This window comes from Rasiella sp. SM2506 (genome assembly GCF_050859505.1).
Taxonomy (GTDB): domain Bacteria; phylum Bacteroidota; class Bacteroidia; order Flavobacteriales; family Flavobacteriaceae; genus Marinirhabdus.
Window position 1 is genome coordinate 2982013 of sequence record NZ_CP193934.1, and the last position, 18822, is coordinate 3000834.

The window sequence follows — 18822 nt, forward strand, 5'->3', positions numbered from 1 at the left end:
TCTAGAATTGTTTTTTATTGGGAGCTGGTTCTTTTTCTTTCAAGCCTTCATTACTATTCTGCTCTTCCAATTTCTTTTTATCTTCTTCTTTTTTTCTTTTTTCTTCTCTTTCAGCTTTCTTTGTTGAGCGCAACAGGGCATCCCATAATTCATCAAACTTATTAAATTCCTGTGTGAAAATTAAAGCCAACCCACTTACAATGGTTTGTCCGTCAATTACATTTTCAAATTGGTTTCTTCTGAATCCTTTTAAACGGTACCGACCATTTTCGGTTAAAATATATTCTAAACTTACATTTCCAATTAATGGGGTGGCTTCATCTGTGGTGCTACTGCCTTGAATATCTACATCACTTCCCACGCTTACAATTAGCCTATCGTTAAATAACTTTTTACGAGCAGCAATCTCCAATTGGGTGCGTTCTTGTGGTGTTTCTCCTTGATAATCTGTATAGCTATCCAATCCAAAATCTAACTCAACTCCTGTATTTCCCAGTAATTTGTCACTAAATAAATTTAATTGATCACTTAGAGCATCATTTAAATTGTCTCTTGCGATGGAAGCGACGCCCCCTCTACTTCCATCATTATTTCCTTCAGGATAAAAACGGCTTAATACAAGTAATGAAAAAACTTGACGGTTTAATTCGCCATCCTGCTGATTAATTTGTTGCACACGGCCATACACTTGTCCGCCAATGGCTCCTTGCTCATCTTCCGGCATATCCAATTCAAAATTAATCACTGGTTTTGTTAATTCCCCATCTACATTAAGATATACATAAAACGGCAACACTTGTCTAAATCGTTGCTGCTCTTGTGGACTCAAACTTGACGTGCCTCCTCCAGCCATTAAAGGCGACGCAGAGGCTTCTACCTCATACACAGCACGTACATCAAGGTTTGCATCAAAGGGGTCGCCAGCCCAGCTTACACGGCTACTAGGATCTAATAGGAATTTTCGTTTCACTAAATTATAAAGGCTCATTTCGTAATGCCCGCCGCTCACATCATACGCACCGGTTAAAGTCATACGGCCATTTGGATTCATGGTAAATACAAAATCTCCTTTTCCGTAGACATTAAAATTGTCGCCAGTATTTTCATCTATCACAATTGTCACTTTAGCAGCATCGCCTACACGTATGAAGGCTTTAATATCAAAACCGGCAAAGGTTGCTGTTTGTTCTTCCTGGCGTGTTAAAATCGCATCTGGGTTTTCCCGGTTTACAAATATGACAATGCCGTCACGTTCTTCCAGATTTACAGTAGCAGAAGGCATTACGTAAGTTATATTCGTATTTTCGTCAATACTTGCGTCAATAGTTACAATTGGAATTTGTAGATCTCCCTTTATAGAAGCCTTTGCATTAAACTGAGCCTGTCCATACACTAAATCATTATCTTCCTTGGTAGCATTTATTACCTGGAATTGATTGGCTACTATATTTAAATCGAATGTTGGATTCACCAAACTTTCAGTTCCTACACTTCCGTCTACGATTAAAGTATTACCGTTTTCATCTTGTACTGTAAAATTCGACATCCTCAAACCTTCGTTCGTAATACGTAAGGTTTCTGAGGGCAATAAAAAACCTGCATTTAGTGCGGCTATTTTAAAGCCTGCTTGCTTAAAATTTAAAGAACCATCATATTTTGCATCTGTAATAGAGCCGTTAATGTTAAATGTCCCGCTGAAGCTCCCTTTCGTTTCTTTTATAGTACCGAGTGAAAAACCTTCCAGCGCACTCATATTAAATGTATTGATATTTAAATCCAGGTTTATTTGTCCTGCTTCATCATTTGCTAAATAATCTCCCGTAATAGCAAGATCTATTTCGCCACCACTTAGCAAAGCCTTAAAATCGTATGTATTTCCACCCACAGCATTTGCATCAACTGCTAGCGTGCCTAAAGCGACGTCTAGCATTTTTAATCGGGAAATATCAAAATCTGCTACAATGCCTGTGTTACCAAAAGGTTCTTCCACGATTACTTGCCCTGTTAAAGTACCTTCGGCAAATTGCTCTTTTGGATTTAGGTAGTTTAAAATCTCTGCCAACTCAAAGTTTTTAAAATTAACTGCTACGTGGTCTTTAGAACGTGGTAAATCGTCTACAAAAGCCACCGATTGTTCTCCATTGCTGAAATTAAAATCATTGAAATCGAACTTTTTATCTGTGATAATAATCTCATTAGTATCGGGAGTTTGCCACTTTTGTTTTTGAATTAGCAGCGAATCTGGCAAAATATGAAAACGCAAGCGGTCACTATTACCCGTGGTTTTGGAACTTATCTGAATCATTTTCTCTTTATCTTCAAAAGCAATAAAGTCGAGATTTAATTCATTATTAGTTTGTTTTCCTTTAAAAATAGTTCGTTGGATATTTAGTGGACCAGCGACTATATTTTTAAAGCCAAGGTTAAAATCAATCGCATCTGCATCTGTGTCCATGGTAAAGACGAGACTATCCAATTCCATCCCGCTATAATTAATATGGGGTGCAGTAATAGAAGCTTTTAATTTTCTTTTCTTTTGTTGAAAAGCAACATCAATAGAAACCGTATCAAGGTCTTTTAAATTCACTAAGAACACTTCATTCAAAATTGGTGCTTGCCGTATGGTTGACTTTACATACAAATTTACAGGAGCTGCCAGCGTATCTGAAACTGTAACATCTCTATAAAAATAACTAAAGATATGTTCCTGCAATGCTTTTGAGAATTGCTGCGGATTGCTATTAGATTCCAGTGTGAGATTAAGTAACTTATTATCTACCCAAATTGAAGTTGTATCCTTGCGAATGTGCGCGGTTGCCAATACGTCTCCCAGCAAATATGTTTTGTCGTCGTACACAAAAACACCATCACCAATGGTAGAAACTACATCAAAATCGTCTAGATTTCCTTTAAAATCTGCGGCTATTTTTAATCCGGTTCGCACGTTTCGCTTCATTACTCCCAACGCTTGTAAGTCTGCCCCTATGACATCTAAATAAATAGATGCTTTTGTAGCAACACTATCCAATAAAATTTCAGAAGAGAGATCGATATTTAGATTTTCGTCTTTATATTTTGATTTGAGTTCTCCTTCGCCATTTTTAAAATTTCCTTCCAGTTTTAAGTCTTTAATGGCATAATCCCTAAATGAAAAATCTGTTACAACGGCTTCTAATGTTGCATCCAATGTGTTGATAGAACTTCCAGAGCCTCTTGTGTCAACGGTTAAACTTAGTTTTCCTATTTCAGCATTTTGCATTAATGCGCCTATATTGTAATGGTCAATCTTTAGGTTTGCATCAAAAATAATATTGTTTGTAAAATCAAAGTTTCCCTTCAATGTGGCAATACCCTGAGAGGTTGTTACCATAGCATCTGTTTTCACAGCATTTAAATTTCCGAAGAGGTTTCCTTTTAATTCTATAACTTCTGGGAGGTTAACGCCTATTTCTTCTTCACTTACAAATTTCAGTACGTCTCCTTTTATGGTGTTTGCTTTAAAGCGCGGAACTTCAAAAGCTAAATTATCTGGATCTGTTGCATTTTTTATCAGGGCATTTGCTGAGATCTTTGTTGTTTTACCCCATTGTACGGTTGCATTCGGAATAGTAATAGCGCTTAAAACTCCATGTGCTTTTAGGTTTCCGGTGAGCAGCTTTTTACTTAGTGTAGCCAAGTATTCGTTTTCTCGTAATGAGGGTTGAAATTGGAATATTTCGGCTATATCCAACTGGAAACTTGGAATATTTGCATCCAAGCTCGAGTTTTCTGGCTGCTCAATGAGTGCTTTTATACTTGGATACTTAGCTTTTAAACTACCGTTAGTAATGCGATTTTGATTAAGTATTACATGAACCGATGTAATAGAAGTGTTGCTGTCTGTAATTTTTGCATCGAAGCCAAGATTTTTAAGTTGAAATCCAGAACCTTCTTTAAAGGTAGTATTTTCAATAATTGCCGTCAAAGCTTTATCACCTAACCCAATATTTGAAGCCTTTATAGTAAGGTCATTTAATTGCAGGATATTAGGATTAAACGTTCCCTTTTTAACTTTTGCATTCGCAACGCGATAGGTAATGTTTGAATTTTCAATCTCGAATGCTGGAATAGTAAACCGTATATCGGGCCACTCAAAACGTATTATATCTTCTTTCACGTCTTCAATAACTTCGGTTACTTTATCTGTTAGGGCATTATCTTCAAATTCTGTATTTATGAGGATACTGCTATTTGAAAGATACATTTCATCCAACTCAAAAGTACTTGTGGTTAAATCGATATTTGGTAATGCTACCGAGAATTCCTGAATATCAAGTTCTGCTGCAATTCGTTCGGTATAGGCTTTATAGGATGCTTTTGTATTTTTTATGGTGAGTTTATTTGCACTAAGAATTGGGAGAGGTACAGGTGCTCCATTAGGATCTAGAGGTATTGGAAGTTGAAAATAGCTAATAGTTGCGTTTTCAACCAACAGCTCATCTGCCCGGAAAATCATCTTCTCCAGATCTGTTGTTTCCATGTCAGCTTCGAGGTGACCTACTACAAATTTGCTTTCAATGCCGAGTACAGCATCGTTAAAATCTATAGCAATATCATCTAGTGTTACCTCGCCAATACTAATTTCCAGAGGTGTTTGCGATGTATCCAATGCTTGTGGCTCGCTCGTTTCAGTTACAAAAGCATCTATAAGAAACTGGAAATTATATCCGGTAATAGTATCTTCTCTATGGATATTTGCTCGCAGGCCTTTCCAGTGTATTGCATCTACTCCTATGCCACTCCCTTTAATAATAGGCCATAATGGAATATCTGCCTCCAGTGACTTTGAATATACTAAAGTATCGCCATTTTTATCTTCAAGAAATAAGCCTTCAAGTATGATATCGCCATCAAATCCTACAAAAGCACGCTCCAGTGTTACTTTTGTATTTGTTTTATCTGAAACATAGGTAACAGCTCTCTCTACAATAATAGATTGTCCCCATTCACTTCGAATAAAAGCAACCAATAACAATAAAAAAATAAGAATACCCAGCACACAGCGCGCGATAATACGCAACCAGCGAAAGCGCTTTTTTGTTTTTGGCGGGGTTTTCTTTATGACAGGTTTTTCGGTGCTCAACGCGTGGGACGTATTTTATGTAAAAGTATAAGAATCTTACCTAAGATTAGTAACTGAGATACTGTAGTTACTAGCATTTTTAATAAAAGTTTGTTAAAGTAGGTAAAGGAAACTTAAAAAGTAAGCTAAAGTAATTAAGATTTGTTTTAAACCAGCCATCATAGTTTTCATTAATATATATCGCACTGTTATAGAGTTTTGTGGAAAAACTTAAATCATGCTCAAACTTACATATTATCTGAAACATAGTTAAGTAATTCTTTTTGTATATATTCCTTTAATCTTGTTTTCTGTTCGGTATTTCGTTTAATATAGAAGTAATATTTTTGAAAGTATCCACCTATAAATCTTTTGGTGTCGTCCATTGTAAATTTCTGTATCCAGTATATCCAATCATCGAGGCTTCCCCAACTATTTATATCTTCAAGTAGGTCTTCTAGGTTACTTCCATAATGACCTTTAATATCATCAAGGATCATATCAAAGAAAACTTCTTCAAGATTTTGTTTAGGTTTCTTATCACGACTTGGTTTAGACCCAATAACTGATTTACCTTCATTGAAACTTTTTAGATATCTCATGTAGTATATATAAATTGTCTGAGTATCTTTATTTTCATGAAGGAACTCAACAAACTTTTGAATGATATATACAGACATCCGATTTCATTTAAGAATATGGAGATGCAACTCAAAGGGGTTCATTTATCAGATGATATGATTGTTGATAGTGATGATACAATGGTTTTGATTGACTATAAGTTCAATAGGTTTATTATAAAGGAAAATGTTTGGGAAATTGGTGTTGATGTAAAGAATCGAGATAGTGATACTATTTATGATTATAAAGTCAATAACCAAGAGCATCTTCAAGAAAGGGTATATAAGTTATTAATCAAAGTTTCTGGTGTAGATGGTGTTCTCAGGAAGATAAATGTATGAGGTATTTAAACTTTTGATAATGAAGGTGATATAATACTATATATGGTATAAATGTTGTATAATATTTGTTTTATACAACATTGTGTATTATATTTGTAAAACGAAAAAGAGTGCAGTCCGCTAAAACATACACTCCTTCTCTCTAATCAACGCTTATAGTAATTTTCATCCTATAAGTCCAGCTATAATAATAGCCCACGATATGATGGATCTCACAATCCATTCATATTTAACCCATATCTCTCTGAGAGATTTAGGGTTTCGGTTCTCACCTTTCATAATCATTCATAACTCCCTTTTCAATAAGAAATGAACGTTATTCATAGCGTGGTTTTGAACCGACGCGAATATACTAAATTTTTAGCATACTCGCAAATTTAACACTTATTATTTTGTAGATTGGAAATATTTATGTAATTGGGCGATTATTTCATACATTTAATCACTCTATAATCTACCCATTCTTAATCTCTTTATTTGTTTTATTGCCAAACTCCCTTAATAAGTCATTCGCTTTCTTAGTAAGATCTTCTTTCATTTTACTACTATCAATCTGAGTATCTGTTTTACTTTCGTTAAGTAGGTCGGATGCTTTTCTTGAAACCTTATCACTTACATTCTTAATTTCAGTTTCATAACTTTCTAAAAAAGATTGAAGCCCTCCAAGAGTTCCTTTTGTTCTTGTTGATCTAACTTTCGTTGATGATATTATACCCTTAGAGTAAGTTTCCAACTCTTGTAGGTATTCCTTGTGTGATTTCATTTTATTATTTTATTTAAGGTGATTATTAAACTTAGTAATGACATTATGGTATAAAGAAAAAATAATGAAACGATGGACTATTCAAAAATTTTAGAATTATACCAAGGTAAATTGGATAAGGTGGCTGCCGCAATTAAATTGATTGACGAAAACAGTATCTTGTTAAAAGAATATGGTATCGAATTATCTTTTACCAAAATCAATTGAATCACTAAACTCTTTACAACAAAAGTGGGTTTTTTCAACTTTGATTTTACCTTTGGAGTTAGAAGAAACTATGATAGTTCCTTTTGAATTTACTCCGTGATTAGGACACACTTCTTTCTTCAAAGAAGGTTTAATTTCATCAATAAAAAGATCAATCACAAAATTTACATCAGCGTTCATTAAATCGTCACCCATTCCTGACTTCATATAACCTTGTGTCTCTAACTTTTTAGTTTTAATAGTAATATACATAGACTTACATTTTTGGTAAATCTACATCGATATTATTGATTTATATGGAGTTATAGGGTTGAGTTCTCAACACGGTTATTCACATGAGAAAAGTTAATATATACCCTATGGGAAGAATTAAAAAATATGGTGAATTCATTGTTGAAAACATTGAAGAAAGAAAGCCAACTCTAAAATTAATAAAAGACATTTTAAATAAATATTATATTGATAATATCGAAAAATATTCTAAAAAATTAGAGGGAGAAATCGTATTCGGTAATGGTGAAAATTGTTGCTATTTTATAAGTTTAGAGTGGAGTAATACTTTTGGATCTTGGAAACTTGAATGGGAATATTATTATAATGGTAATAAAGAACATGATTCTCAACCTTTGTATATGTTAATGGAAAGTGAATTAAAATCATTATATAAGTTGATTATAAGGGTTTTATCCGATTATGAAAATATCATAAAGAAAATCAACCAATCTTAATTAATAACTCAAAAACTCCTGATACTCCTCTTCTGACTTTCTGTTGCGTCCAAAAGTTTCATTATCACTCAACATAAAGTTCCACCACTTATCTTTCATATTACTATCATCTTTCAAGATTTCCAACATCAAAAAGTAGTTCAAATAGTTCTGTAAATACTTCGTAGATACCGAAGAAAAATTCTCCTTTATCCACCTCTTCAATCGACCAGCAAAATTGTTCAAGTTATTGACATGAAATTGTCTGTCAATCGGATGAACTTTCTCTTTTGATTTAAATGTAACATGATCAAATCCTAACACATCAAAGAATTTTACCAACGCTCTCGACTTGTCCGATACAATAATATTCTCATCACCAAATTTCGATAAATCCATCTCTCTGTAAAGATTTTCAGTAGTAATCTTACCAAGACTAACCAATTTCAAATCAACCGTCTTATACCTATCCAAACTGAACATAACAGACACTTGATGTTTGTTATTAACACCTTGTGTTCTCTTTGGTAACTTCTTAAAATCATTTACCCGTCCTTTCTGATTGAATCTGTAAAACACATCATCGGTTTCAACTATTCCCTTAAATTTCTTGGTAAATATCTTACTGAAACTACTCAATACTTTGTGTCTCCAATCAAACACAGTTTTCATACAAACTCCAACTTCCTTCGATATTTGTCTGATGCTATTTCCCTCAAACATCTGTTCTATAAATTCTCTGAACTCTTCCGTCTTTTGAATATTATGGATCGATGTTCCTGTTAATTCGTTGAAAGTCTTATTACAATCTCTACACTTGAACCTTGAACCGCCATTGATATACTTTCCGTGTTTGTATAATTTCTTACAACCACAATGAGGACATTCGGTTGGGGTTTCTTTATGATTTAATATCGGTCTTGAATCAATAACTTGTTTTGACAAAAGACTTATTAGTTCCTGTTGTTTTCTGTAAGATAACTTCTTAAAATCTGCTGATAAATCTTGAAAATTCATATTTTTAATTTTACTGGATATTAGCTAATATCCAGAGAATACTGGTGATACGGGAATTTAAAGCGCTAAATTTGCGCTAAAATTCTATTAGTTATATCTTACAGTTTTAAAAAGTTGCATTTTTAATACAAATAATATATGAGCATCAACATTCCAGATAGTCTTCCGAAACTTTTGATCCTATTAGGGATTATTGGAGTTGCTTTTGGAATTTTTATAGATAAAGAACTATCAGAAAAATATTCTTCTCGTTTTGATAAATACGATAAAATTCAAGACTCGGTAGTATTGAGGACATTTACGATAGAATTAGAAAGGGAAAAGTTACTCCAACGATCAGAGGAGTTATCTGAAACATATAAAGTTGAAAACCCAATTGTTTATTATGTGGATTCATCCATGGTATTTACCAGAACTTTTTCAGGTAATAAAGACAAAAAAATTGTTACCGATTCACTTGACCAATATTGGGATAGTTATGTAGAGAAAAAAGCAGCACTAAAAATCCTCACGAAAAGACAAGAAATTGAATTAGAAAACCTTAAAGAAAAAGAAGAAATCATAGATGGTAAAAAAGATTTTTATGGAGCTTTTTTAGGAATAGGATTTATCTTATTCATTCTCGGAATATCAACTTGGATATTTGATAACATTACTCCCGTTGAAAAACCAATTAAACAAAATGAAAAAATATATAGGTATTGCCAGAGTTGTGGATATAACTTTAATTCAATGAAGCCATACGGAACAGAAAAAAATAAATCAAAAAGTAACGCTTTCTGTAAAGACTGTTATAAGAAAGGGAAATTTACAGAACCCAACTTAACGAAAAAAGAGTTTTTGGAAATTAAAAAGAAAGAAGTTAAAAAGAAATGGTGGTTATCTAAAAAACTTTTGATGACCAGATTCAAAAACCTTGAACGATGGAATAAAAACGATTACTTTTAATCAATTCCACAAAACTCTATAACAGTGCGATATATATTAAACACCTAAACATTCCATTTTAGTTTTCTTGGATGAAAAATAATCTCTGGTAAAAATGAAATATTATTTTCAAAAGCTACTTCCCATTTCTTGGTATTTTCACATCGTATCCATAGCACTAGAGATGGTTTAAAAATTTCAGCGTGTTTTCCGTGTAATAATTATACAGAATACCTTCATTTTTATGAATTCTACACAAACACATCCCGTTTTAACAAAACTGTCACATTTGTTAACTATTTTTTTTGAGAATCCCCAACCTATATTTGCTTCAGAATTAAAAACATAACAAACCTAAAACTAAATACCATGAAAAAATCAATTGCATTAGCACTATTCTCAGGAGCTATTTTATTTACCTCTTGCGTTTCTAAAAAAAAGTATGTAGAATTGGAAGGACAATATAATGATACCCGTTCTAGTTTAGCAAAAACCCAACTTGAAAAAGAAGAAGCCGAAACAAAATTGGCCAAAATTGAGGATCGTGTAGCAAGTTACAATCAAAAAATCCAGTCGTTAACCGACAGTAACAACGATAGATTACAACAATTTGAAGGGGTTGTGTTATCACAAAACGACAAGGACAAAATGAAAGCTGCCTTGGCAAATGTAGATCCAGCAGAACTTGCTGCAGCTACAACCCTAAAAGATAGTATGAATCTAATTATTTCACACAATCTAAAAAAGAATCTAGATTCCAGCTTAATTGCTGAAGGTGAAGAAGACGATATACAAATTAACATAGACGAGACGGTTGTGATGATTACTATTTCGGATAAATTATTATTTAACTCCGGAAGTTATAAAGTAAATCCAAAAGCAAATCCATTATTAGAACGTTTGGCAAATGTAATTAATAGTGAGCCTGCACTTGAAGTAATGGTAGAGGGGCATACAGATGCTCAAACTGTAAAATCTGGTTCTTATATTAAAGATAACTGGGATTTAAGTGTTGAACGTTCTACCGCTGTAATTAGAACATTGCAAGAAAAGTACGGCGTAGCTCCAGAAAAATTGATTGCCGCTGGACGTAGCAGCTTTCACCCACTTACAGAAAATGATAGTAAAGAAGGTCGTGCTACCAATAGACGTACACGTATTGTAATACTTCCTAACTTAGATAAATTTTTGGCCCTACTTTCTGCCAATTAATAAACTGAAAGTAAACAACTATGTAAATGCAACGCTCCGTGATAGAGCGTTGCATTTTTCTTTGGTATATTCACTTCGCAAAAAATCTTTAGTATCCCCCTTTATGAAACTAGAAAATTCTGAATTCAGTAAAGATTGCTTATTGAAAATTTCCGAACCCTTTGGAAATTTTTATATTTTTAATACATTTATAGTTAGTGAAATAACCGAAGGTGTTCATTTTGATTGGGAGAAAGCACAGAGCTTAATTGAAAAGGTCCACACGTTTTTTGGATCTAGCGATAGTAAGATTAATTATATATCCAATCGAATAAATTCATATTCTGTAAATGCTCAGGATTGGCTCAAATTTTATAAAGAGCGTCATACGGTCGCACGTGTAGCTATAGTTGCGTATGAAGAAAAGGGCCTTTTAAGTATTCAAATAGAAAAAATATTTACCAAATCTACCTACCAAACCTTCAATTCCCTAGAAGATGCCATTGATTGGGTATCTTCGAAATAAATCATCACTTTTTTAGGAAATGCGTTTCTGTTGTATTTTTTTCATTACATTTATTTCGAGTAAGCACATGAAAACTTTTACGCAAAGGTTGTACCTCATTTAAAATTTAAGACTATGAAAAAACTGGTACTCCCTCACGGCGAAATAGAACTACACCAAAACTATGCTATCCTTCGAATCTTTAAGAATGAACACGTATGCCTGAAAAAAGCAAAAGATACTTTTAAAGAATTAAAATCTTTTTTTAATTCTGAAAATTTTGTTCTTATCGCTCATAGAACTCAAAACTATACCATAGATAAAGAAGTTTTTGAAAAGGCTACTTTAAAAAATTTTATAGGTTTTGGCATTGTGTCTAATCACCCCAAAGCTCGCGAAAGAGCCATGGAAGAACAGAATCATTTCAATAGAAATTTCGCTTTTTTTGAAGAGCTACAAGAAGCTGTCGATTGGTCTAGAACCTTTTTTTAAAAGAAGCTATTATTTCTTCGCACTAGGAGGTACCGTTGGTCTTACTTCAATTTTACTTGGTAGCGTTCTGGGGTGCATTTGTAATAAATCTACCACCAACTTACCTATATCTTCTATTTGTATCTTCCAAGCACCTTCTTCAGTAGGTTCGTTACCATTAAAATGGGTAGAGACACTTCCTGGCATAATAGTACTTACTTTAATTTCATGTTTTCTAAGGTCTAACATTGCCGCTTGTGTAAAGCCTGTTACACCAAATTTACTAGCATTATAGGCAGTTCCCCCTTCGAAAAAATTGGTTCCCGCCAGGCTGGAAATAGAAATAAAATATCCTTTGGTTTCTTTTAAAGCATTTACGGAAGATTTTAAAGAATAAAATGCTCCGGTTAAATTAGTATCTATCACTTCATTCCAGTGCTTTATACTCATGTCTTCTATACTACCAAAATGTCCTAAACCTGCATTGGCAATTACCACGTTAAGTTTTCCAAATTCATTTACAGTAGCCTTAACAGCTTGTTCCTGGCTCTCATAAGAACGTACATCTGCTGCTATTCCAATAGCGTGGGCATTAGTCTCACTTTTTTTATTTAGCATTTTCGCAGCTTCATCTGCAGCATCTTGACTTCGGCTGGTAATAGCAACACTCACACCTTGTTTAAGGAGTGCTTCTGCTATTCCATATCCTATTCCTTTGGTGCCTCCTGTAATTAAGGCTACTTTTCCTTGTATATTTTGCATGAGTTTCTTTTTTCGTAAAGTTACAGTTTGAAAGTATCAGGAAGTATTAAATAATCCTTAATTTTAAAAACGAGAACTTCAAAATTATCACTATTCTTCAAAATGAAACGATTACAATTCTATCTACTTTTAATTTTTTTAAACCTCCCTTTCTTCGGAATTACACAAGAACTGGTAAATATTGCCGAGTACCCTTCAGAATTTGAATACGAAGTCCGGTATGCCACGCCAGACAATTTTATTGGTGAAACACTCTATGATTGTTCCGTATGTCTCTTGCAACCTGAAGTTGCTAAAGCGCTTCTGGAAGCCAACCAATACTTTTGTGAAAAAGGCTATCGCATAAAATTGTACGACTGTTACCGTCCCCTAGATGTTCAAAAACAAATGTGGAAAAAAGTACCCCGCCCCACTTATGTAGCCAATCCTTATGGTCGTGGGAGTATTCATAATAAAGGTGCTGCTGTGGACATTACGCTCGTAACGCTGGAAGGTTGCTATATGGAAATGGGAAGTGACTATGATTTCTTCGGAAGAGAGAGCCACATAGATAATTTTAACTTTAGCAAGGAAATTTTAGCGAACCGAAAATTATTGAGAGAAGGCATGAAAAAATTCGGGTTTGGAACGGTACGCACCGAATGGTGGCATTACAGTTACCGTAAAAACTGGAGCTTTCCAACACTAAACGAACCTTTGCCCTGTAATTAAGAAGTACTCAAATTATTGTCTGGCGGATCAGATTTTAAACGAAGTGGGATATCTTTTTGACCTCCGTATAATTTAATTTCAGTAATATCTCCAGGCATTATAAATTCTGCTGCAATAAACGCCTCTTTTACTTCTTTTATAATTTTACCTCGTAATTGTCTGGAAGCCCTTCTATAATCTACCGTATGTATCCAAAAGAAAACTTTTAGATTTACCGTACTGGCAGCCAATTCGTTTTCAATAACAAAATTTTCGTGCGTTTCATCATGAACAATTTCGGTATTCGTATTAAGAATTTCCATAATAATTTCCTTCCCCTTTTCAATATCATCTTCATAGCCTATTCCCACAACAAATTCAACTCTATAAAACCCATCTGCGGTATAATTCTCCACTGGTTTTGTGAGTACATCGCTATTAGGAATATAAATATCCCGTCCATCTGTTGTTTTAATATGAGTGTACCTAAAATTAAGCGCCATCACCTTCCCGAAGTGACTATCTACCATAATGGTATCGTTTACTCCAAAGGGTCTATTAAATGCTAAAATAATACCTGCCAAAAAATTCTTGCCAATATCCTGAAATGCAAATCCCAAAACAATAGCTGCACCGCCAGCAGCCGTTAAAATACCCGTTGCGACTCCTCGTAAGCCTGCTACATCCAGCGCTATCATAATCGTAATAAGAATAAGAATAATTTTTACCGCCTGCGTTAAAAACTTTGCCATTAAAGGATCTTGCGCTTTTTTCATGATTCTCCTTCTGAAAAAGCTTGTGATGAGTTGGGCAATTAAAATCCCCGCGACTATTACAAAAATTCCCATGGCAATTCTTGGCAACAAATTCAAAAACTTGTCATAGTAATTTTCGGCAGCATTAATAATGGTATCGGTAGAAGATTGTATCAGTGGAATCATATATTTCGTTATAATTTTAAAGATACAACAACCTCGTATCTTACAAACAACTCTTAATAAAACTTTTTGAAATTGTGGCTGTGCGTTGCAGTTGTTCTATCTTTGCACAAAATCTTTCACTCTTGGATACTTCAGTAAAAACATTTAAAATTATAAGCACGCTAGAAGCTATTTCTTTTTTGGTATTGCTGTGTATTGCAATGCCTTTAAAGTACATTTGGGATATGCCAGAGATGGTTCGTTTTGTAGGAATGGCGCACGGAATCTTATTTATTGCATACATTATTGGCGCTTATTTTATGAAAGAGAAATTAAAATGGTCTTGGGGAACACTAGCTATTGTAATGCTGTGCTCCGTTTTGCCGTTGGGCCCATTTTATGCTGAACGTAAATACCTATAAATGGAAAGAGATACACTAAATCTTTATGCATGTTTGCTGCGCGAATACCTTCTCGAATTAGGGATGGGAGAAACCTGGGCAGCTATCTTAAATGTTACCGTAAATGCAATTATTATTGCTGTGCTGGCTACTTTTTTGGATATTTTGTGTAGAAAAGTTATTGTGCAACTGTTTAAGGCCTTTAGCGATAAGACTACAACTAGCTTTGATAATTTTTTGGTGAAGAGTAATTTTCCCAGATTCATTGCTCATTTTATACCCTTAGGAATTGTATGGTATCTCATACCGTCTATTTTTCAGGATTTTCCGTATGTAGAAAGTGGTATGCACAAAATTGCTCAGCTGTATCTAGTATTACTGTGTATTTTAGTTTTCAGAAGTATTTTACGAACTACCAATAATTTTCTACGCCACAGTAAGGAAAAATATAGCGATAAGCCCTTAGAAAGTTACTCTCAGGTCTTAATGATTTTCGCATGGAGTGTTGGTGTATTTTTGCTAGTTAATATTTTAACAGACTTTAGTTTAAAAAGTCTCACTACGCTTGGAGCTTTTTCTGCAGTTTTATTGCTAATCTTCAAAGACACTATTCTTGGATTTGTTGCGAGTATTCAGGTTTCAGTAAACGATATAGTGCGTATAGGCGATTGGATTACCTTCAGCAAATTTGGTGCAGACGGATACGTGACCGAAATTAATCTGGCCACCTTCCGGGTTCAAAACTTTGATAATACGTTCACAACCATTCCTACCTATAGCTTAATTTCAGACTCCTTCCAGAACTGGCGTGGCATGCAGGAATCTGAAGGGCGACGTATAAAACGATCCATTTTTATAAAGCAGAACACCATAAAATTTCTTACGGAAGAAGAGATTGAAAATTTGAAAAAAATTCAGCTTATTGCACCTTACATCGAGCATCGTGAGAAAGACGTCAATAAATATAACAGGCTTACGGAAGCCGATAGATCCCTGTCTATTAATGGTAGAAACCAGACCAATTTGGGGATTTTCAGAAAATATGCAGATGCATTCTTACACGAAAATCCAGCTATTAATAAAGATCAATTTTTAATGGTGCGTCACCTTGCGCCAACCGACAAAGGAATTCCAATAGAGATTTTCTGTTTTAGTTACGATAAGACTTGGGAAAACTACGAACACATTCAAGCCGATATTTTTGACCATCTTATTGCTGCCGTTCCTTACTTTGGCCTGGAAATTTTTGAATCTCCTACCGGGAAGGATTTAGCTAAAATTTCCTTAAACAGTTAAGATACTTTCGACGCTGATTATATCTTTACGTAAACCAACCTCATTTTGAAACTAAAATTATTTCTTCAGCTATTTGCAGGCCTTGCGATTGTATTAACTCTTTTGCCGTTATTGGCAATAGATTATTGGTGGATTAGGGTTTTCGATTTTCCACACATTCAATTAACCATTCTTACATTTACAGCATTTATAACCTATTTTATGCGGTTTAAAATAAAAGAATGGAAGGATTATATATTTGTAACAGCGCTAATAGCGTGCTTAGGTTTTCAGTATTCAAAAATACACGCCTACACACCCTATGCCAAAGAGGAAGCAAAAAGTAGCTCTACAAACTATCAAGGCGAACTCCTCAAGCTTTATACTGCCAATGTGTATCAAAAAAATAAAAAACCGGAAAAACTTCAGCAAGAAATTATTGCTAGAGATGCAGATATTCTACTGTTTCTGGAGGCTCACAAACCGTGGCAAAATAAAATTCTGGAAGTGTTGCCAACTTCCTATACTTATAAAGTTGAAGTGCCTCTGGATAACACCTATGGGATGTTACTTTATTCCAAGCTTGAGCTAGTGAATCCACAAGTTAGATATTTGGTAGATGATAGTATTCCATCTATTGCGACCAAAGTAATTCTGCGATCTGGAGATACAGTGCAAATGTATAACATTCACCCTACGCCACCCATGCCGCAGCACAATCCAACTTCCTCAGATCGTGATGCAGAAATGATGAAAATTGCCAACATGAGCAGGGAATCTAAATATCCTGTGTTGGTTTTGGGTGATTTTAACGATGTTGCCTGGTCTGCAACAACAAGTTTATTCCATAATGTAGGAGAACTATTGGACCCTAGAAAAGGGCGTGGTTTTTTTAACACGTTTAGTGCAAAAAGTACTTTTATGCGATGGCCCTTAGATCACGTTTTTATCTCTTCGGAATTTAGGGTAAAGCATATAGAAGTAGGTTCAGATATAAATTCAGATCATTTTCCTACCTATACCGAATTAAGTTTTGAGCCTTCCCTAAAAGATGAGCAAAAACCTAAAAAGCCTACCGAAAAAGAGCTGAAACGTGCTAAAGAACAAGCAAATGGCGTGGAAAAATTTGAATTGGATTACTAAAATAACGTCTTAGGATCGTCCATCTGTGGGATATGCAGTGAAGTTCCAAAACGTTCATTCGCCTTTTTAATAAAGTGTGCCGAAAGTAACGGCGATGCCTTCTCCAAATTCTGATGTACAAAAAAGTAAATATCCTGAAGCCCTTGCTCTATCCAAAGTGCCAACCTATCAATCCAATCGTCCAAACGTGTATAATCGCTTTCGTGGTTAGCTCCATTGTACCGTATAAATGCTGAAGGCGACGTCATACGCATATGCAACAAATCTCTTCTTCCTGCACTATCTACGAGTATATTTGTAACTTTATATTTCTCTAAAATATCGTACAATTCAGTAGCAACAGTTGTATCATTAAACCAATCTGTATGCCTAAACTCAATGGCTATGCGCATGTCTTTAGGAATGGCTTCGAAAAAATGGGGCAACCTGTCTATATCCTTAGGAGAAAAATTGTTGTGTAACTGTACAAAAGGCATTGCTAACTTTTCTTTCAAATTGGAAGCGTTTAGTATATATTCATTCAAATAATTTTCAAAATCGTTTAAGCGCTTCCAGTGCGTAACGCCTTGAAATACCTTCGGAAAAAACCGAAAATCTGCCGGAGTCTTTTCATACCAACCTGCAAAGACATCTGCAGGGAAAATTCTGTAGAAGGTTGCGTTTAACTCAATGCTATTAAATTGCGTCGAATAATACGCTAATTCATCTTTGGTACCACGCGGATAAAATCCTTTTAGATCGGCTCGGTTCCATTTGGCACAGCCTACGTAAAGGTTTGGTTTAGTTGCTTTCTTATAATTTTCTAACAGCTTTTTAGTATCAGGATGGTCTGGTGGCAATGTAAAATCTATGTCGGCAGGATTGTCTACTTTTCCAAAATTCATAATTTGTGGTTCTTTTCAGTAAAGATAAACATTCAAAAAATGTTAAATTCAAAAAAAAATATTACGGCCTTGTAACAAAAAACACTTGTGAGAGTCTTACCTTTACGATAAACCTTAATAATATTAAAAATGAAAACATTAAAAACACTAATCATCGCTTTACTTGTGGTAGCCATCGCTCCAATAGCACAAGCCCAAACGGCCGATGAGATTATTACTTCATACTTTGAAAACACTGGTGGTATGGATGCTTGGGGAGAGTTGGAAGGAATAAAAATGACAGCTACTGCCAATGCTCAAGGAATGGAAATTCCTGTGGATATCATTCAGATGAAAGATGGTAGACAGATGGTAAAAATCAATTTACAAGGACAAGAAATCACTCAATTTGCTTTTGATGGAGAAACCATGTGGACTACAAACTTTATGACAGGTGAAGCTGAAAAAAGTGATGCAGAAACTACAGCAAACATGAAAAAAACAGCTGGAGACTTCCCTAATCCTTTTTATAACTACGCAGACCGCGGCTACCAGGTAGAATTGTTAGGCAAAGAAACCAAAGAAGGGACTGAAACCTACAAAATAAAATTAACCCAAAAGCCTACAATGAAAGATGGTATAGAAGAAGATAATATTTCTTACCACTACTTCGATACTGAAAATATGGTAATCATTTCATCAGAATCTGAAGCAAACGGCCAAATGGCAACCAATACTATGAGCGATTATCAAGAAGTTGATGGCTTGTACTTTCCGTTTGATATGGGAATGGTTGGACAAAATATTACAATTAAAGAGATTGTTTTAAATCCAGAAGTAACTGACGAGATGTTTGCTTTTCCTGAGAAGAAGTAAGCTTCCCAAAAAATAGTAAAATCCCTGCTTGTCGGGGATTT

General features: G+C 34.5%; 19 protein-coding genes. 11 read left to right on the forward strand and 8 right to left on the reverse strand.

The features are described 5' to 3' along the window. Position 1: 1 nt before the first annotated feature. Entirely contained in the window at positions 2-5122 is a 5121-nt protein-coding gene (locus tag ACQ2HF_RS13480) for a translocation/assembly module TamB domain-containing protein (protein WP_432410940.1), read from the reverse strand. Between the two features lie 227 nt (positions 5123-5349). Continuing rightward, positions 5350-5601, reverse strand: coding sequence for a hypothetical protein (locus tag ACQ2HF_RS13485; RefSeq protein ID WP_432410941.1), 252 nt, complete (start codon positions 5599-5601; stop codon positions 5350-5352). Between the two features lie 198 nt (positions 5602-5799). Between ACQ2HF_RS13485 and ACQ2HF_RS13490 the strand changes: the two genes are divergently transcribed. Beyond that, entirely contained in the window at positions 5800-6063 is a 264-nt protein-coding gene (locus ACQ2HF_RS13490; RefSeq protein ID WP_432410942.1) for a hypothetical protein, read from the forward strand. 454 nt (positions 6064-6517) lie between these two features. Here the strand turns inward: ACQ2HF_RS13490 and ACQ2HF_RS13495 are convergent, their stop codons facing one another. Together ACQ2HF_RS13495 and ACQ2HF_RS13500 are read right to left on the reverse strand one after the other, a co-directional pair. Continuing rightward, complete coding sequence (locus ACQ2HF_RS13495; RefSeq protein ID WP_432410943.1) at positions 6518-6826, reverse strand: hypothetical protein; 309 nt, start codon at positions 6824-6826, stop codon at positions 6518-6520. Between the two features lie 183 nt (positions 6827-7009). Beyond that, positions 7010-7285 carry a hypothetical protein gene (locus ACQ2HF_RS13500; protein ID WP_432410944.1) on the reverse strand — a complete coding sequence of 92 codons (276 nt, stop codon included), beginning with the start codon at positions 7283-7285 and terminating at the stop codon, positions 7010-7012. A 107-nt stretch (positions 7286-7392) separates the two neighbouring features. Here ACQ2HF_RS13500 and ACQ2HF_RS13505 point away from each other — a divergent pair, with 107 nt between their 5' ends. Beyond that, a complete protein-coding gene (locus tag ACQ2HF_RS13505; RefSeq protein ID WP_432410945.1) occupies positions 7393-7761 on the forward strand; it encodes a hypothetical protein in 369 nt (122 codons plus the stop codon). On the opposite strand, the gene ACQ2HF_RS13510 is transcribed toward ACQ2HF_RS13505, so the two are convergent. Further along, on the reverse strand, positions 7762-8757 hold the full coding sequence (locus tag ACQ2HF_RS13510) for an IS1595 family transposase (RefSeq protein ID WP_432410946.1): 996 nt from the start codon (positions 8755-8757) through the stop codon (positions 7762-7764). It lies immediately after the preceding gene. Positions 8758-8895: 138 nt separating this feature from the next. On the opposite strand from ACQ2HF_RS13510, the gene ACQ2HF_RS13515 reads away from it, so the two are divergent. The 4 genes from ACQ2HF_RS13515 to ACQ2HF_RS13530 all read left to right on the forward strand — a co-directional run bounded on the left by ACQ2HF_RS13515 (position 8896) and on the right by ACQ2HF_RS13530 (position 11872). Beyond that, on the forward strand, positions 8896-9705 hold the full coding sequence (locus ACQ2HF_RS13515; protein ID WP_432410947.1) for a zinc ribbon domain-containing protein: 810 nt from the start codon (positions 8896-8898) through the stop codon (positions 9703-9705). Between the two features lie 348 nt (positions 9706-10053). Beyond that, positions 10054-10896, forward strand: coding sequence for an OmpA/MotB family protein (locus tag ACQ2HF_RS13520; protein WP_432410948.1), 843 nt, complete (start codon positions 10054-10056; stop codon positions 10894-10896). Between the two features lie 103 nt (positions 10897-10999). After that, positions 11000-11401: a hypothetical protein gene (locus ACQ2HF_RS13525; protein WP_432410949.1), complete on the forward strand. Its 402-nt coding sequence runs from the start codon at positions 11000-11002 to the stop codon at positions 11399-11401. 114 nt (positions 11402-11515) lie between these two features. Further along, complete coding sequence (locus tag ACQ2HF_RS13530) at positions 11516-11872, forward strand: hypothetical protein (RefSeq protein ID WP_432410950.1); 357 nt, start codon at positions 11516-11518, stop codon at positions 11870-11872. A gap of 9 nt (positions 11873-11881) precedes the next feature. Here ACQ2HF_RS13530 and ACQ2HF_RS13535 read toward each other — a convergent pair whose 3' ends face one another. Next, positions 11882-12613 carry an SDR family oxidoreductase gene (locus ACQ2HF_RS13535; protein WP_432410951.1) on the reverse strand — a complete coding sequence of 244 codons (732 nt, stop codon included), beginning with the start codon at positions 12611-12613 and terminating at the stop codon, positions 11882-11884. A gap of 102 nt (positions 12614-12715) precedes the next feature. Between ACQ2HF_RS13535 and ACQ2HF_RS13540 the strand changes: the two genes are divergently transcribed. Then, positions 12716-13324 carry a M15 family metallopeptidase gene (locus tag ACQ2HF_RS13540; RefSeq protein ID WP_432410952.1) on the forward strand — a complete coding sequence of 203 codons (609 nt, stop codon included), beginning with the start codon at positions 12716-12718 and terminating at the stop codon, positions 13322-13324. On the opposite strand, the gene ACQ2HF_RS13545 is transcribed toward ACQ2HF_RS13540, so the two are convergent. Then, complete coding sequence (locus tag ACQ2HF_RS13545; RefSeq protein ID WP_432410953.1) at positions 13321-14244, reverse strand: mechanosensitive ion channel family protein; 924 nt, start codon at positions 14242-14244, stop codon at positions 13321-13323. The two genes, ACQ2HF_RS13540 and ACQ2HF_RS13545, sit on opposite strands and share 4 nt — an antisense overlap. A 122-nt stretch (positions 14245-14366) precedes the next feature. Here ACQ2HF_RS13545 and ACQ2HF_RS13550 point away from each other — a divergent pair, with 122 nt between their 5' ends. Genes ACQ2HF_RS13550 through ACQ2HF_RS13560 form a run of 3 tightly spaced genes read left to right on the forward strand, consistent with a single transcriptional unit; the run spans position 14367 to position 17042 of the window. Further along, entirely contained in the window at positions 14367-14645 is a 279-nt protein-coding gene (locus ACQ2HF_RS13550) for a DUF3817 domain-containing protein (RefSeq protein ID WP_432410954.1), read from the forward strand. Next, the gene (locus ACQ2HF_RS13555; protein WP_432410955.1) at positions 14646-15920 is read left to right on the forward strand and encodes a mechanosensitive ion channel family protein; all 1275 of its coding nucleotides are present in this window, start codon (positions 14646-14648) and stop codon (positions 15918-15920) included. A 45-nt stretch (positions 15921-15965) separates the two neighbouring features. Continuing rightward, entirely contained in the window at positions 15966-17042 is a 1077-nt protein-coding gene (locus ACQ2HF_RS13560) for an endonuclease/exonuclease/phosphatase family protein (RefSeq protein ID WP_432410956.1), read from the forward strand. Here ACQ2HF_RS13560 and ACQ2HF_RS13565 read toward each other — a convergent pair. Next, positions 17039-17926, reverse strand: a complete 888-nt coding sequence (locus tag ACQ2HF_RS13565; RefSeq protein WP_432410957.1) for a DUF72 domain-containing protein — start codon at positions 17924-17926, stop codon at positions 17039-17041. The genes ACQ2HF_RS13560 and ACQ2HF_RS13565 overlap by 4 nt on opposite strands. A 129-nt stretch (positions 17927-18055) precedes the next feature. On the opposite strand from ACQ2HF_RS13565, the gene ACQ2HF_RS13570 reads away from it, so the two are divergent. Then, complete coding sequence (locus ACQ2HF_RS13570; RefSeq protein ID WP_432410958.1) at positions 18056-18781, forward strand: outer membrane lipoprotein-sorting protein; 726 nt, start codon at positions 18056-18058, stop codon at positions 18779-18781. The last annotated feature ends 41 nt before the right edge of the window (positions 18782-18822 follow it).